The organism is Paraburkholderia solisilvae (assembly GCF_902859875.1).
GTDB lineage: Bacteria > Pseudomonadota > Gammaproteobacteria > Burkholderiales > Burkholderiaceae > Paraburkholderia > Paraburkholderia solisilvae.
This window is the reverse complement of sequence record NZ_CADIKF010000043.1, coordinates 50,422-64,664: the sequence shown is the minus strand read 5'-3', so window position 1 is coordinate 64,664 and position 14,243 is coordinate 50,422. Positions and strand designations below refer to the sequence as shown.

The window sequence follows — 14,243 nt, the reverse complement described above, 5'->3', positions numbered from 1 at the left end:
GCCGTGCGCGAAGTTGATGATGCCCAGAATGCCGTACACCATCGTGTAGCCCAGTGCGATGATCGCGTAGACGCTACCAAGCACCAGTCCGTTGATGATCTGCTGGATGAAAATATCCATTTAATGCTCCTTGGCCCGTGCGACTGGATTCACGTTCATCGTCCGCCGGTGGAGCGGTGGTGAAGCACGGAATCGCAACGGCACTGCGGTACTGATATAAGAGACCGGTAAGGGTTATTCGCATCGAACCTGCGCGCGGCCGGATTGCAACAGCGCCCACGTTCGATGCGGATGCAAAAACGGCACCGACGGGATGGTTCGGTGCCGCCACGCTTGATTCCGTCATCACATCTTCACGACGTCGAGGACCGTCTTCTTGCCGTCCTTGAAGTCGTATAGCGTAATGGCGCCTTCTTTCAAATCACCCTTGTCGTCGAATGCGATGTGGCCGATTACCCCGTTGTAATCGGTGGACGGCATCGCAGCCAGCACCTTGGGCGCGTCGATCGAATTGGCGCGCTTCATTGCGTCGACGATCACATACACAGCGTCATACGTGAACGGTGCGTAAATCTGCACCGGCGTGTGGAAGCGGTCGGCGTACTTCTTCTCGAAGTCCGCGCCCCGCTCCATTTTCGAAAGCGCAAGTCCCGCTTCCGAACAGACGAGGTTCTGCACGGCTTGACCCGCGAGTTCCTCTACCTTGTCGGTGCACACGCCGTCGCCGCCAAGGATTTTTGCCCTGATACCGAGCGCCGCCGCCTGTTTGGTGAACGGCCCGCCCGTCGCATCCATGCCGCCGAACATAATGACGTCCGGCTGAACGCTTTTGATCCTGGTAAGAATGGCCCGGAAGTCCGTGGCCCGGTCATTCGTCGCTTCACGCGCGACGATCGTCGCACCGCTCGCCTGCGCGCTCTTCGCAAACTCGTCAGCAAGTCCCTTGCCATACGCGGTCGCATCGTCGACCACCGCGATCCGTTTCGCGTTCAACGCCTTCGTCGCATAGTTGGCAAGCGCGGGGCCTTGCTGCGCGTCGGTCGCGACCACGCGATAGGTGGTCTTGAAGCCCTGCTGCGTATAAGCCGGATTCGTCGACGACGGCGAAATCTGCACGATGCCCGCATCGCTGTAGATCTTCGACGCGGGGATCGATACGCCCGAATTCAGATGCCCGACCACCGCGACCACATGATCGTCGACGAGGCGCTGCGCGACCTGCGCACCGGTCTTCGGGTCACCCGCGTCGTCCTGCGCGTCGAGTTCGAGCTGGATCTTGCGGCCGTCGATCGTCAGTCCCTGCGCATTGATTTCCTCGACCGCGAGCCGCGCGCCATTTTCGTTGTCCTTGCCAAGGTGCGCGATCGGTCCGGTCAACGGCGCCGCATGGCCGATTTTCACCACCGTCGCCGCGTTTGCGTCATTGTTTGCCCCGCTCGCACTCGCCGGCGCTGCCGACGCCGCGGTCGCCGCCGACGCGGCCGTGCTCGCTTCACCGTCGTTTCTCTTGCTGCACCCGGTCGACATCACGACCGCGGCCGCGATAGACACGGCGAAAGCAAACTTGACATGCATCAAATAGGTCTCCTGCGCCTTGCTAAATCCGATGTTCCGAAGCGCCCGAAGCCTTAAGAACGCGCGCATTGTAACTCCAATTATGGGATGGGCAATATTGTTGAATGCGCAGGGTTTTCCTGCATTGCAACCGGATTTTGGGAACCGTATCGCGAGGCTGGCGCAACCCGGTTGCGATGCATTCTTGTGCCACAGTTGCACCATTTGAGATAAGCGGTTGCGTGGCCCGCCAGCCTTGTATTTGCGTGGAGAGCGCCGTGCGTAAAGGCGTTGGTTCTGATTTGCGGCCTGGCGCCCGGTACCCGCACGGATGCACCGATATGGTGCGATGCGATGCTTGCAGCTATCCACCGGACCGTCGTTTAAAAAGGGAGCGATTGCCGTTTACCATCCAAATTACGCCGCCAAATTCACAAAAACTGTGCGACCAACCACATCTGGAATGGCTCTACGCTTCGATATGGCACTTATTTTATTGAGCGCACCATGAAAAAAGCGCGCCGCGAAGGCGCGCCTTTCTGTTTTGTGCTGCGTGCGATTGCACGCTCGCGATCACATGCAGTCAGGTGGGTAGACCCAGCCCGCGCGGCAGCGGAAACGCAATGTTCTCTTCGATTCCGTCAAGTGCTCGTACACTGCGCACGCCCATCTCGCGCAGGCGGCCGATCACGGCCTGCGCGAGCGCTTCAGGCGCCGACGCGCCGGCGGTCACGCCGATCCGCTTCTTTTCGATGACCCATTGCGGGTCGATCTGATCCGGCGAATCGACCATGTACGCGGGCACGCCCAGTTTCTCGGCCAATTCGCGCAACCGGTTCGAATTCGAACTGTTCGGGCTCCCAACCACGATCACGACGTCGCACTGCGGCGCCATGAATTTGACCGCGTCCTGCCGGTTTTGCGTCGCGTAGCAGATGTCCTGCTTTTTCGGCTCGCGGATTTGCGGATATTTGGCCTTTAGCGCCGCGATGATCTCGGCCGCGTCATCCACCGACAGCGTCGTCTGCGTGACGAATGCGATCCGGTCCGGCTCGGCCAGCACGAGCGCCCGCACATCGTCGATATCTTCGACGAGATACATGCCCTGCTCGGTCTGGCCCATCGTGCCCTCGACTTCCGGGTGGCCCTTGTGGCCGATCATCACGATATCGAACCCTTCCGCGCGCATCTTCGCGACTTCGATATGCACCTTCGTGACAAGCGGACAGGTCGCGTCGTACACGCGCAACCCGCGCGACTCGGCCTCGGCGCGCACCGCCTTCGACACGCCGTGCGCGCTGAAGATGACTGTGCTGCCCGACGGTACTTCGTCGAGCTGCTCGATGAAAATCGCCCCCTTTTTGCGCAGATCCTCGACGACATACGCGTTATGGACGATTTCGTGGCGCACGTAGATGGGTGAGCCATACAGTTTGATCGCGCGCTCGACGATCTCGATGGCGCGATCGACGCCGGCACAGAACCCGCGTGGCTGCGCCAGCAGGATTTCCGTTTCGGCGAGAGTCGTATCCATGATGCTCATGTTTACAGGATTCCGATGATTTTCACTTCGAACGTCAGCGCCTGGCCGGCGAGCGGGTGATTGAAATCAAACAGGGCCGAGGTTTCACCGACCTCTTTCAGCACGCCCGCGTAGCGGCCGCCGCCCGGCGCATTGAATTCGACGAGATCGCCGGGAGAAAAATCCTCGCCGATCATGCTGTTTTCGCGCAACGTGGCAAGCGACACCCGCTGGATCAACTCAGGATTGCGGGGACCGAAAGCCTGTCCGGACATTAGCTGAAAGGTCGAATGGTGGCCGACCTTCAATCCCAGCAAAATATCCTCTAGCGGCGGCGCCAGCTGGCCTGCCCCCAGAAGCAGCGTGGCCGGCTTGTCGGCGAAGGTGTTGACGATTTCGGCGCCATCGGCAAGCGAAAGCCGGTAATGAAGCGTGATGTGCGAACCCGGTTTCACTTCGGAGATGTCGATGATACTCATGCAGTACTCGTTCGGTCGGAATGCGCGGCGCGCGGTCGCGCCGGGCGCTGCTGCGCAGGACACCTGCGCGACGGCGGCTGCGGCGCGCGCCGCGGTGGTCCGCGCAGCGCGACGCGCGGGGTATCGCGACGCTCCGGGTATGGACGCCTCGCGCCGCGGCGCCGGGCGCAAAGGTTCCATTGTAAGCCACATATGCGGTACCGGCTCGCCCGGCGCACCTGCGGCGCGAGGCCGCGCGCCGCTGCGCCGCAAAGGACGCTGAAATGGACGCAAGCCCGTGCCCCGCCGCCGTGCACCCGGCGCCGTGCCTGTTGTTTCCGCCCGCCGAGCCGTCGCCCCGGAACCGCCGCGGCGGCATTCCGCCGAAAGATGACATGCCTCGCGAGCGGCTCCTCAAGCTCGGGCCGTCCGCGCTGTCCAATACGGAGTTGATCGCGCTGATCCTCGGTTCCGGGCTGCCCGGGCATAACGTGTTCGAGATGGCGCGCACGCTGGAAGACCGCTTCAAATCGATGCGCGCGATGCTCAACGCGACAGAGAAAGACTTCGACGGTCTGCATGGCATCGGCCGCGCGAAAATCGCCCAGATGCTCGCGATCGTCGAGATCGTCCGGCGCGCGCTCCACGAGGAACTCGAGCACCGTTCGCTGCTCGATTCGCCACATGCCGTCGACGAATATTTGCGCCTGAAGATCGGCGGCCTGTCGCACGAGGTGTTCTACTGTCTTTATCTGGACGCCCGGCACCGGCTGATCCAGGCGGAAGAGGTCGCGCGCGGCTCGTTGACGCAGATGGCCGTCTACCCGCGCGAAATCGTGCGGCGCGCGCTGCTGCTGAATACGGCGGGACTGATCGTCGCGCACAATCATCCGTCCGGTGCGGCAAAGCCCAGCGCCGCGGACCGGCAACTGACCCGGGTGTTGCACGAGGCGCTCGCGCTCGTCGATATCAAGCTGCTCGACCATATCGTGGTCGGCGCGAGCGACGTATACTCGTTCTCCCGGAACGGCCTGATCTGACCCGGAGCAGGCGCCTCGCCGTCAACGCGCGTCCCCGCCGCCCTGGCTTCCGGTCGCCAAAAAGTTTGATTTTGCGGGATTTTTTCTGCTAGAATCGCCGTCTGCCTCTTTTCAAACCACCTGTAACCCTGTTCGAAGCAGCCTTTCAAGGCTTTCCGGAATGGATGGAATCCGCGGCCGAACACCCATAGCAGTCTGATGGGTCGTCGCCAGCGCCTCTTTCCAGGAAACTTATACGGCGTTCGGGCGCAGAATTTAAGCGTATTAGGAGTGCTCTCATGGCACGCGTATGCCAAGTAACTGGGAAAGCGCCGATGAGCGGCAACAACGTTTCCCACGCGAACAACAAAACCAAGCGTCGTTTTCTTCCGAACCTGCAAAGCCGCCGTTTCTGGGTTGAAAGCGAGAACCGTTGGGTGCGTCTGCGCGTTTCGAACGCCGGCCTGCGCCTGATCGACAAGAACGGTATCGACGTAGTGCTCGCTGATCTGCGCGCACGCGGCGAAGCCTAAGGAGTAAGTCATGGCGAAAGGCGCACGCGACAAGATCAAGCTGGAATCCACCGCCGGCACCGGTCACTTCTATACGACCACCAAGAACAAGCGCAACATGCCCGAAAAGATGGAGATCAAGAAGTTCGATCCCGTCGCCCGCAAGCATGTCGCGTACAAGGAAACCAAGATCAAGTAAGCCTGGTTTCTTCAGTAAGAATGCCCCGCCACTGTGCGGGGCATTTTCTTTTGCGGCCCGTCGCGACAGCGTCCAGGTTTCCTGCTCACACCCGCTGCCTTTTAGCCTAGGCCGTTTGGCCAGCTTTCCCTTGCGGTCCGCGACGCGTATGCTCTTTGGTTTCTTACCGGCACGCGGCCTACGGCGCGGCGCGACAACAGGAAATGACGGAGATGCAGCAGATAAATTTCGATGTGGCGATTGTCGGAAGCGGGCTGGCCGGCTTGAGTGTCGCGCTGAACCTCGCGCAGTCGCGGCGGGTCGCGGTCATCGCGAAACGTTCGTTGATGGATGGGGCGAGCGACTGGGCGCAAGGCGGCATCGCCGCGGTGCTCGATTCGGCCGATAGCGTCGAGAACCATGTGCGCGACACGCTGATCGCCGGCGCGGGCCTGTGCGACGAAGCGGCGACGCGCTTTATCGTCGAGCACGGCCGCGAAGCGATCGAATGGTTGATCGCGCAAGGTGTGCCCTTTACGAAAGACGACGCGGCTGAACTCGGCTTTCATCTGACGCGCGAAGGCGGTCACAGCCATCGTCGCATTATCCATGCGGCAGATGCGACAGGCCACGCGGTTGTCGCCACGTTGACCGAGCGCGTGCGCAACCATCCGAATATCACACTGCTCGAAGACCACTACGCGATCGATCTGATCACGTCCGATCGCCTTGGCCTGCCCGGCCGTCGCTGCCACGGCCTCTACGCGCTCGAACTGACGAGCGGCCGCACCGTCACGATCGAAGCGCCGCATACGGTGCTCGCCACGGGCGGCGCAGGGAAGGTCTATCTGTACACGACGAACCCCGACACCGCGACCGGCGACGGCATCGCGATGGCATGGCGCGCCGGCTGCCGCGTCGCGAACATGGAGTTCATCCAGTTTCATCCAACGTGCCTGTTTCACCCTTACGCGAAGTCGTTCCTGATTTCCGAAGCCGTGCGCGGCGAAGGCGGCCTGCTCAAGCTGCCGGACGGCACGCGCTTCATGCCCGCTCACGACGAGCGCGCCGAACTGGCGCCTCGCGATATCGTCGCGCGAGCCATCGACTTCGAGATCAAGAAGCGCGGCATCGACTGTGTGTATCTCGACATCAGCCACCAGCCGGCCGCGTTCCTGCACGAGCATTTCCCGACTATCCTCGCGCGCTGCCTCGAGTTCGGCATCGACATCACGAAGCAGCCCATTCCAGTCGTGCCGGCCGCGCACTATACATGCGGTGGCGTCGTCACGGATCTCGCGGGTCGCACCGATCTCGCAGGGCTCTATGCGGTCGGCGAAACGTCCTGCACCGGCCTGCATGGCGCCAACCGGCTCGCCAGCAACTCGCTACTCGAATGCATCGTGATCGGCCGGTCGGCGGCCGCCGCGATCGAGCAGGCGGGCTTTGGCGCGACCGTGCATGCGCCGCTGCCCGACTGGGACGAAAGCCGCGTATCGGACCCGGACGAAGAAGTGGTGGTCGCGCACAACTGGGACGAACTGCGCCGGCTGATGTGGAATTACGTCGGCATCGTGCGGACCGACAAACGTCTCGCGCGCGCGAAACATCGTCTGTCGCTGCTGCGCGACGAGATTCACGAGTATTACGCGAATTTCAAGGTGAGCCGCGATCTGCTTGAACTACGCAATCTGGTCGATGTCGGGTCGCTGATCGTCGAAGGCGCACGCTCCCGGCGCGAAAGCCGCGGTCTGCACTTCAGCCGCGACTGGCCTACGGCATTGCCGAAAGCGTTGCCAACCGTGTTGTCGCCGGAGCGTGTGCCGAATCGCAATATGTGATGCAGGATGCGTCGGCATGAAAAAGCCATCACGCGCACCGCCTGCGGCGCGCGTGATGGCTTTTTACTTTACGTCCCGCGCCGCGCGCGGTCGACATAACATCATGCCTGGTGTGGCAGGCATACTCCGGCGCGGCTAGCCGGTCGAGGCCAGCGGTTAGATAATCCGCATCGAGAAATCGGTTGCCCGCACGTCCTTCGTCAGCGACCCGACCGAAATACGGTCCACGCCGGTTTCGGCAATCGTACGGATCGACTCGAAGTTCACGCCGCCCGACACTTCGAGCACCGCACGGCCGGCCGTGATCCGCACGGCATCGCGCATCGCCTCGAACGAGAAGTTATCGAGCAGCACCGAACGCGCACCATGCGCCAGCGCCGTTTCGAGCTGTTCGAGCGTTTCCACTTCGATCTGAACCGGCACTTTGGCGTTGAGCGCCAACGCGGCGTCCATCGCGGCGGCCACGCCGCCCGCTGCGGCAATGTGGTTTTCCTTGATCAGAATGCCGTCGTAGAGCGCGAGACGCTGATTCGCGCCGCCGCCAACGCGCACCGCGTACTTCTGCGCAAGCCGCAGCCCCGGCAATGTCTTGCGCGTATCGAGCACCTGCGCGTGCGTATGGCTGATTGCATCCGCAAAACGCCGCGTCGCAGTCGCGACGCCAGACAACATCTGCAAGAAGTTCATCGCGTTGCGCTCGGCAGTCAGCAGCGAACGCGCGGGGCCGCGCAACGCGCACACGGTCGTGTCGGCCGTCATCCGGTCGCCTTCGCGATAGCGCCAGCGCACATCGATACGCGGATCGACGCGCCGCATCACTTCGTTGAACCACATCACGCCGCACAGCACGGCTTCCTCGCGCACGATGATCCGCGCATCGCGCATCTCGTCGGCCGGCACCAGGCGCCCCGTCACATCGCCGCTGCCGACGTCCTCAGCCAGCGCATCGGCGACATTGCGAGCCAGTGCCGCGTCGAACGCGTCGCCGTACTGCGCGCGAATTTCGGCGAAAAGCGGCGATACCACATCGCCCAGATAGTTCGGTTGCTCGTTGGCGCCCATCAGGCCGCTCCCACGTTCGAAAACAGCGCGCCGTCGCGCGCGAGGTCGCCGCTCGCCTGCACGCGCTTCTTGTGTTGCGCGGCGAAATCCAGCATCCGGTCGATCGGCCGCTTCGCGCGCTCACCGATCGCCGCATCGACAAAAATCTCGTTATGGCCGCGTTCAAGCACGTCCGCAAGATTGGCGAGACCGTTCATCGCCATCCACGGACAATGCGCGCAACTCTTGCAGGTCGCGCTGTTGCCGGCGGTCGGCGCTTCGATAAAGGTCTTGCCGGGCGCCGCAAGACGCATCTTGTGCAGAATGCCGAGGTCGGTGGCAACGATAAAATGCGTCGCGTCGAGCCGTTGCGCCGCGTCGATCAGTTGCGTGGTCGAGCCGACCACATCGGCTTGCGCGACCACGCTTTCCGGCGACTCCGGATGAACGAGCACTTTCGCGTGCGGATACTCGCTGCGCAGCACGTCGAGTTCGATGCCTTTGAACTCGTCGTGCACGAGACACGAGCCCTGCCATAGCAGCATGTCCGCACCGGTCTTCTTCTGGATGTAACCGCCGAGATGCCGGTCCGGCGCCCAGATGATCTTTTCGCCGCGCGCATGCAAATCCGCGACGATCTCGAGCCCGATCGACGACGTGACCATCCAGTCCGCGCGCGCCTTCACCGCGGCGCTGGTGTTCGCATAGACCACGACCGTGCGGTCCGGATGCGCATCGCAAAACGCCGAGAACTCATCGGCCGGACAACCCAGATCGAGCGAGCACGTCGCGTCCAGATCCGGCATCAGAATTCGCTTGGCCGGACTCAGAATTTTCGCGGTTTCGCCCATGAAGCGCACCCCGGCCACGACCAGCGTTTGCGCATCGTGATCGCGGCCGAAACGCGCCATTTCCAGCGAATCCGCCACGCAGCCGCCCGTTTCGTCCGCCAGCTCCTGCAATTCCGCATCGACGTAATAGTGCGCGACGAGCACCGCCTTCTCGCGCTTGAGCAACGCGCGAATGCGCGCCTTCAACTCGCGCCGTTCTTCAGCGGATGGCGCGAGCGGCACTTTGGTCCACGCCTCGCCGACGCCACAGGTCGTACCTTGCGCGAGCGGCCGATCGTACTCGACGGTCCTGATTACCTGATCCATCATTTCCTCAGTCCAGACAGGGGCGCGTGAAATGCGGCCACTCGCGTCATTCATGAATGTGCATTTCGCAAGCCCAGAATGCGAAAAACCCCGCCAACGCGGGGTTTGTGACGTACTCAGAGTTTAATGGATTTCGTCGGGTCAGGCGTAGCGCCGCAAGCGCAGCGCGAATTCCTGCAGCGCCTTGATGCCGCTCTGTTCCGCGCGATGACACCAGTCCTGCAGCTGCGCAAGCAGCTGCTCGCGAGACGCATTCGAGCGCTCCCACATCGCCGCGAGTTCGTTGCGCAATTCGATATAGGTCCGCAGCTTCTGGCTGTTCGCGAAGATCTGCGGCAACTGACGTTTCTGCGGCTCGTCGAGGCCCGCTTCTTCCTTGTGGAACCAGTTGCGCGCGCCACGCATCACCTGATACTTCTCGCGCGCGCCCACTTCCTTCAGATGCGCGAGCTCCTGGCGATACGCGCGCTTGAGCGCCTTGCCGTAACGCGCCATCACTTCGTAACGGTTAGCGAGGACCGCCTGCAACGTGTCCTGATCGAGCACGAGCTTGCCGGAACCGAGGCGCGGCGTCGGCGCGACCTTCTTCACCGTTGCGAGCCGGCACGCCGACATCACGCGGATGTACATCCAGCCGATATCGAACTCGTACCACTTGTTCGACAGCTTCGCCGACGTGGCGTACGTGTGGTGGTTGTTGTGCAGTTCTTCGCCGCCGATCAGGATGCCCCACGGGAAGATGTTGGTGCTGGCGTCCGCTGAATTGAAGTTGCGGTAGCCCCAGAAGTGCGCGAGACCGTTGACGACACCCGCCGCCCAGAACGGAATCCAGACCATCTGCACGGCCCACACGGTCAGGCCGACGACACCGAACAGCGCGACGTTCAGCACCATCATCAGGCTCACGCCGAGGATCGGAAACTTCGTATAGACGTTGCGCTCGATCCAGTCGTTCGGTGTGCCGTGACTGAACTTGCGCATCGTTTCTTCATTCTTTGCTTCCACGCGATAAAGCTCGGCGCCTTCGAGCAGCACCTTCCAGATGCCGCGCGTTTGCGGGCTGTGCGGATCTTCTTCCGTCTCGCACTTGGCGTGGTGCTTGCGGTGAATCGCAGCCCATTGGCCGGTGAGCATGCCGGTGGTCATCCAGAGCCAGAAACGGAAGAAATGACTGACTGCGGGATGCAGGTCGAGTGCCCGATGCGCCTGGCAGCGGTGCAGATAGACCGTCACGCCGATAATCGTGACGTGCGTGACGACGAGCGTGTAAATGACGAGTTGCCACCACGAAAAGCGCAGCAGCCCATGGGCGAGGAAGTCGAGCAGCGAGTTGAGCAAGGCAATTTACCTGTGGAACGGACGACACCCGCGTGAGTATTCAAGGCGAATGTCAAGAAAGTGAAAGCGTGCGATCGAATTGGACGCCATTCTACTTGATGGGGTTCCAAGTCGTTGTAAAAAATAAGAAATTTGTTGCGGCGAATCAATTGGGGGCACTACCCAGGCGCCCTGAAACCACCTGTGGGCTTCGTGCGGCGCGGCCCGTGCAACGCCGCGATCAACCAACGCCTGCGCGGGCGCTACGCGGCGGCGCCGGACCCACTGTCAGCCGGCGCGGCTGTCGATATAGTCTGCGCATCCGCAGTGCCTGCTCCGACGATCCGCACCTCCCGTTGCGCATACGGAATCGAGATGCCCTGCTCCGCAAACAGCCGCCAGATATTGCGATTGACCGCGGAACGCACGCCCGACGTGCCGGTGGCCGCATCCGCGACCCAGTAGCCGAGCTCGAGATTGATGCCGTCCGGTCCGAAGCCGATCAGATAAGAGGCCGGCGCCGGCTCCTGCAGCACACGCTCGACGCCCGTCGCCGCCTGCGTGAGCAGCGCCATCGCCTGCTCGACGTCGCTCGCATACGCGACTTGCAGGTTCGCCTTCAGATACCCGCGCGTCAGATACGACGACTGGTTCTGCACGACGTCGGTGATGAGCCGTTCGTTCGGAATCAGCGTTTCGATGCCGTCGAGGCCGCGCACCACGGTATATCGCGTGCGGATCTGCGTGACCTGGCCCTGCAGTCCGCCGACGTTGATCGTGTCGCCGATGCGCAGCGACCGGTCGATCAGGATGATGAAGCCCGACACGTAGTTGCTTGCAATCTTCTGCAGCCCGAAGCCGAGGCCGACGCCGAGCGCGCCGCCGAACACACCGAGCACCGTGATGTCGATACCGACCAGCGACAGGCTGATCAGCACCGCCGCCAGCACGAACAGCGCACGGCCGACCCGCGCGAGCACGACCTTCAGGTTCGCATCGAGCGTAGCCGAGCGCATCACGCGTTCTTCGAACGCGGCGCCGAGCCACATCGCGACCACCATCGTCACGGCAACCCACAGCAGCCCCGAGCACAGCGACAGCAGCGTGATGTGGGTATTCGCGATCCTGAAGCTCACGCCGGCCATCCAGTCGAGCACGGTGCCCTGGATGCCCAGCACCGTCAGCACCATGCCGGTCCACACGACGAGCGACACGATCCGTTCGACCAGCACGAGCCACGTGTGTGCCTGCCCGTCGCGGCCGAACACGCGCCGCGCGAAAAAGAACACGATATAGATCAGCCCGATGCCGACCAGCGGCACCAGCGCGAGATCGAGCAGCGACGTATGGATAAACGGGCTCACGATCGCGCGCGCGATCCACACGAAGAACGCGCCGATCAGCGGAAAGAATGCGCGGTTCAGCGCTTCGGCGCCGAAGCGCAACGCCTGATAGCGCGTATCGCGCCGCGCATCGAGCGTACGGCGCAACAGCCGCGCGACGAGCCACGCCAGCGCGAGCGCGCCGACCAGCACGGCGGCCTGCCAGAGCGTCGCGCGCTGGCCGACGTCGCGCAGCAAATCGCTCAGCGGCTCGAAGAACGGGGAATTCTGCATGGTTGTATTCGTATGCCGTTCTGCCGGTCGGCGGTCAGTCGCGGCGCTCCAGCACCGCTGCGAAGAAGCCGTCGGTCGCATGCCGGTGCGGCCAGAGCGACAGATAGTCGCCGCTGTCCAGCTCGATGCGCTGTTCCGCGAGCACGTCGCGCGCGGGGACCAGCGCGAAATCCGGATGATCGGCGAGGAACTGCGTCACCACCGCTTCGTTCTCCGCTTCGAGAATGCTGCAGGTCGCGTAGACGAGCCGGCCGCCCTTCTTCACGAGGCGCGCCGCGCTCGCGAGAATCGACGTCTGCTTCGGCGTGAGCTCGCCGATCGACTCGGGCGACTGCCGCCACTTCAGGTCCGGATTGCGCCGCAGTGTGCCGAGGCCGCTGCATGGCGCATCGACCAGCACGCGGTCGATCTTGCCCGCAAGGCGCTTGATCTTCGCATCGTGCTCGCTATCGATCAGCACCGGGTTCACGTTCGACAGGCCGCTTCTCGCGAGACGCGGCTTGAGCTTCGTGAGACGCCGCTCGGAAATGTCGAACGCGTACAGACGCCCGGTCGAGCGCATCATCGCGCCGAGCGCGAGTGTCTTGCCGCCCGCGCCCGCGCAGAAATCGACGATCATCTCGCCGCGCCGCGGCGCCACCAGCGCGCACAACAGCTGGCTGCCCTCGTCCTGCACCTCGACCCAGCCGTTCTGGAACGCATCGAGTTTGGTGAGCGGCGGCTTGCCGGCCACGCGCACACCCTGCGGCGCGAACGGCATCGCGGCGGCTTCGATACCGGCCTTCGACAGCGCTTGCAACACATCGTCGCGGCTCGCCTTCATCGGGTTCGCGCGCAAGTCGAGCGGCGCCGGATAGTTCAGCGCGGCCGCCAGTTGCACGAGCTCCTGCGGCTCGAAACGCTTCGCGAGCGCCTCGTAGATCCAGTCCGGCAGATTCATCCGGATACGCTGCGGCAGGCTGGCCGGGTCGATCTTCGAGACCCGCTCGAGCCATTCGCCTTCCGCTTCGGTGACGAACGGCTTGAGCGCCGTACGGCCCGCCGTTTGCATCAGGCCGAGCAGCACGAGCCGGCGCACCGGACTGCCGCTGCCGCTTTCGGCCAGGTGTGCGAATTCCATGCGCCGGCGCAGCACCGCAAACACCGCTTCGGCGATCACGCCGCGCTCGCCGTGGCCGAGCTTCGGATGGGCGCGAAAGAAGCGGCTTGTCGCCGCGTCCGCCGGACCTTCAAATTTCAATACTTCTGCGAGCAATGTCTCGCTCTGACCAATCAGGAAACCATGCAGCCTCATGCGTCCTCCGCGGTGGCGTTGTTGTCAGCCGCCAGCGTGGCGCGACCGGTGTCGTCGAAGAAAAATGCCTGCGGTTCGGGCGGCGTCAGCGTGACGCGCTCGCCGGCGAGCGCGAGGCGCCCTTCGACGAACCAGCGCACCGCGCGCGGGTAGATCAGATGTTCGGTGGCCAGCACGCGCGCGGCGAGCGCCGCTGCGTCGTCGCCGGCACGCACCGGCACCACGGACTGCGCAACGATCGGCCCGTGATCGAGCCGCGGCGTGACGAAATGCACCGACGCGCCATGCACGCACACGCCGGCGTCGAGCGCCTGCTGATGCGTCTTCAAGCCCGGAAAGCACGGCAGCAGCGACGGGTGGATGTTCAGCATCCGGCCCGCGTAACGTTCGACGAAGCCATCGGTCAGCACGCGCATGAAGCCGGCCAGCACCAGCAGATCCGGCGCGTAGCCGTCGATCGTATCGGCGAGCGCGGCGTCGAACGACGCCCGGTCGGGAAACGCGCGGTGGTCGACCACCGCGGTGGGAATGCGTTGTGATGCGGCGAACTGCAGCCCGGCGGCGTCCGGACGGTTGGCAATCACGGCCGCGACTTGCGCCGGCCAGCGCTCGCTGGCGCACGCGCGCACGATCGCCTGCATGTTGCTGCCCCGTCCGGAAATCAGAATGACGAGTTTTTTCATCCGCGGATTTTATCATCCGGCACCGCGCGGCCCGCGCCGCGCCGCCGCTGG

At 63.3% G+C, this 14,243-nt stretch carries 14 protein-coding genes; 4 read left to right on the top strand and 10 right to left on the bottom strand.

Annotation, left to right across the window (positions count from 1 at the left end; all coding sequences use genetic code 11):
• The 4 genes from HV675_RS23505 to HV675_RS23490 form a co-directional block, all read right to left on the bottom strand.
• Window positions 1-120 (bottom strand): ABC transporter permease subunit (locus tag HV675_RS23505; RefSeq protein ID WP_425496143.1); only part of this gene is annotated, 120 nt, incomplete at its 3' end.
• Window positions 121-345: 225 nt separating this feature from the next.
• The gene (locus tag HV675_RS23500; RefSeq protein ID WP_175113671.1) at window positions 346-1,575 is read right to left on the bottom strand and encodes a branched-chain amino acid ABC transporter substrate-binding protein; all 1,230 of its coding nucleotides are present in this window, start codon (window positions 1,573-1,575) and stop codon (window positions 346-348) included.
• A gap of 562 nt (window positions 1,576-2,137) precedes the next feature.
• Window positions 2,138-3,097, bottom strand: a complete 960-nt coding sequence (gene ispH, locus HV675_RS23495) for a 4-hydroxy-3-methylbut-2-enyl diphosphate reductase (protein WP_175113669.1) — start codon at window positions 3,095-3,097, stop codon at window positions 2,138-2,140.
• A gap of 2 nt (window positions 3,098-3,099) precedes the next feature.
• Window positions 3,100-3,555, bottom strand: coding sequence for an FKBP-type peptidyl-prolyl cis-trans isomerase (locus tag HV675_RS23490; protein WP_175113667.1), 456 nt, complete (start codon window positions 3,553-3,555; stop codon window positions 3,100-3,102).
• 263 nt (window positions 3,556-3,818) lie between these two features.
• Between HV675_RS23490 and radC the strand changes: the two genes are divergently transcribed.
• The 4 genes from radC (at window position 3,819) to nadB (ending at window position 7,084) form a co-directional block, all read left to right on the top strand.
• Window positions 3,819-4,574 carry a RadC family protein gene (gene radC / locus HV675_RS23485; RefSeq protein ID WP_175113665.1) on the top strand — a complete coding sequence of 252 codons (756 nt, stop codon included), beginning with the start codon at window positions 3,819-3,821 and terminating at the stop codon, window positions 4,572-4,574.
• Window positions 4,575-4,852: 278 nt separating this feature from the next.
• The gene (rpmB, locus tag HV675_RS23480; RefSeq protein ID WP_175113663.1) at window positions 4,853-5,086 is read left to right on the top strand and encodes a 50S ribosomal protein L28; all 234 of its coding nucleotides are present in this window, start codon (window positions 4,853-4,855) and stop codon (window positions 5,084-5,086) included.
• Window positions 5,087-5,096: 10 nt separating this feature from the next.
• Window positions 5,097-5,264: a 50S ribosomal protein L33 gene (gene rpmG / locus HV675_RS23475; protein WP_175113661.1), complete on the top strand. Its 168-nt coding sequence runs from the start codon at window positions 5,097-5,099 to the stop codon at window positions 5,262-5,264.
• Between the two features lie 212 nt (window positions 5,265-5,476).
• Window positions 5,477-7,084, top strand: coding sequence for an L-aspartate oxidase (gene nadB, locus HV675_RS23470; RefSeq protein WP_281364115.1), 1,608 nt, complete (start codon window positions 5,477-5,479; stop codon window positions 7,082-7,084).
• A 156-nt stretch (window positions 7,085-7,240) separates the two neighbouring features.
• Here the strand turns inward: nadB and nadC are convergent, their stop codons facing one another.
• The 6 genes from nadC to purN all read right to left on the bottom strand — a co-directional run bounded on the left by nadC (window position 7,241) and on the right by purN (window position 14,192).
• Entirely contained in the window at window positions 7,241-8,146 is a 906-nt protein-coding gene (gene nadC, locus HV675_RS23465; protein ID WP_175113658.1) for a carboxylating nicotinate-nucleotide diphosphorylase, read from the bottom strand.
• Window positions 8,146-9,285 (bottom strand): quinolinate synthase NadA, encoded by a 1,140-nt coding sequence (nadA, locus tag HV675_RS23460; RefSeq protein ID WP_377700621.1) that lies wholly within the window; start codon window positions 9,283-9,285, stop codon window positions 8,146-8,148. The genes nadC and nadA overlap by 1 nt, the downstream gene beginning before the upstream one ends.
• Window positions 9,286-9,423: 138 nt before the next feature.
• Window positions 9,424-10,620: a DesA family fatty acid desaturase gene (locus tag HV675_RS23455; protein ID WP_175113656.1), complete on the bottom strand. Its 1,197-nt coding sequence runs from the start codon at window positions 10,618-10,620 to the stop codon at window positions 9,424-9,426.
• A gap of 242 nt (window positions 10,621-10,862) precedes the next feature.
• A complete protein-coding gene (locus HV675_RS23450) occupies window positions 10,863-12,215 on the bottom strand; it encodes a mechanosensitive ion channel family protein (RefSeq protein ID WP_175113654.1) in 1,353 nt (450 codons plus the stop codon).
• Between the two features lie 34 nt (window positions 12,216-12,249).
• Window positions 12,250-13,509, bottom strand: a complete 1,260-nt coding sequence (locus HV675_RS23445) for an RsmB/NOP family class I SAM-dependent RNA methyltransferase (protein ID WP_175113652.1) — start codon at window positions 13,507-13,509, stop codon at window positions 12,250-12,252.
• The gene (purN, locus tag HV675_RS23440; protein WP_175113650.1) at window positions 13,506-14,192 is read right to left on the bottom strand and encodes a phosphoribosylglycinamide formyltransferase; all 687 of its coding nucleotides are present in this window, start codon (window positions 14,190-14,192) and stop codon (window positions 13,506-13,508) included. Before purN ends, HV675_RS23445 begins: the two co-directional genes overlap by 4 nt.
• Between the last annotated feature and the right edge of the window lie 51 nt (window positions 14,193-14,243).

What these genes read in the sequence shown, in the direction of transcription:
- HV675_RS23500 (WP_175113671.1), bottom strand. Translation starts at nt 1,575, where the DNA reads ATGCATGTCAAGTTTGCTTTCGCCGTGTCTATCGCGGCCGCGGTCGTG.
- ispH (WP_175113669.1), bottom strand. Translation starts at nt 3,097, where the DNA reads ATGAGCATCATGGATACGACTCTCGCCGAAACGGAAATCCTGCTGGCG.
- HV675_RS23490 (WP_175113667.1), bottom strand. Translation starts at nt 3,555, where the DNA reads ATGAGTATCATCGACATCTCCGAAGTGAAACCGGGTTCGCACATCACG.
- radC (WP_175113665.1), top strand. Translation starts at nt 3,819, where the DNA reads ATGGACGCAAGCCCGTGCCCCGCCGCCGTGCACCCGGCGCCGTGCCTG.
- rpmB (WP_175113663.1), top strand. Translation starts at nt 4,853, where the DNA reads ATGGCACGCGTATGCCAAGTAACTGGGAAAGCGCCGATGAGCGGCAAC.
- rpmG (WP_175113661.1), top strand. Translation starts at nt 5,097, where the DNA reads ATGGCGAAAGGCGCACGCGACAAGATCAAGCTGGAATCCACCGCCGGC.
- nadB (WP_281364115.1), top strand. Translation starts at nt 5,477, where the DNA reads ATGCAGCAGATAAATTTCGATGTGGCGATTGTCGGAAGCGGGCTGGCC.
- nadC (WP_175113658.1), bottom strand. Translation starts at nt 8,146, where the DNA reads ATGGGCGCCAACGAGCAACCGAACTATCTGGGCGATGTGGTATCGCCG.
- nadA (WP_377700621.1), bottom strand. Translation starts at nt 9,285, where the DNA reads ATGATGGATCAGGTAATCAGGACCGTCGAGTACGATCGGCCGCTCGCG.
- HV675_RS23450 (WP_175113654.1), bottom strand. Translation starts at nt 12,215, where the DNA reads ATGCAGAATTCCCCGTTCTTCGAGCCGCTGAGCGATTTGCTGCGCGAC.
- HV675_RS23445 (WP_175113652.1), bottom strand. Translation starts at nt 13,509, where the DNA reads ATGAGGCTGCATGGTTTCCTGATTGGTCAGAGCGAGACATTGCTCGCA.
- purN (WP_175113650.1), bottom strand. Translation starts at nt 14,192, where the DNA reads ATGAAAAAACTCGTCATTCTGATTTCCGGACGGGGCAGCAACATGCAG.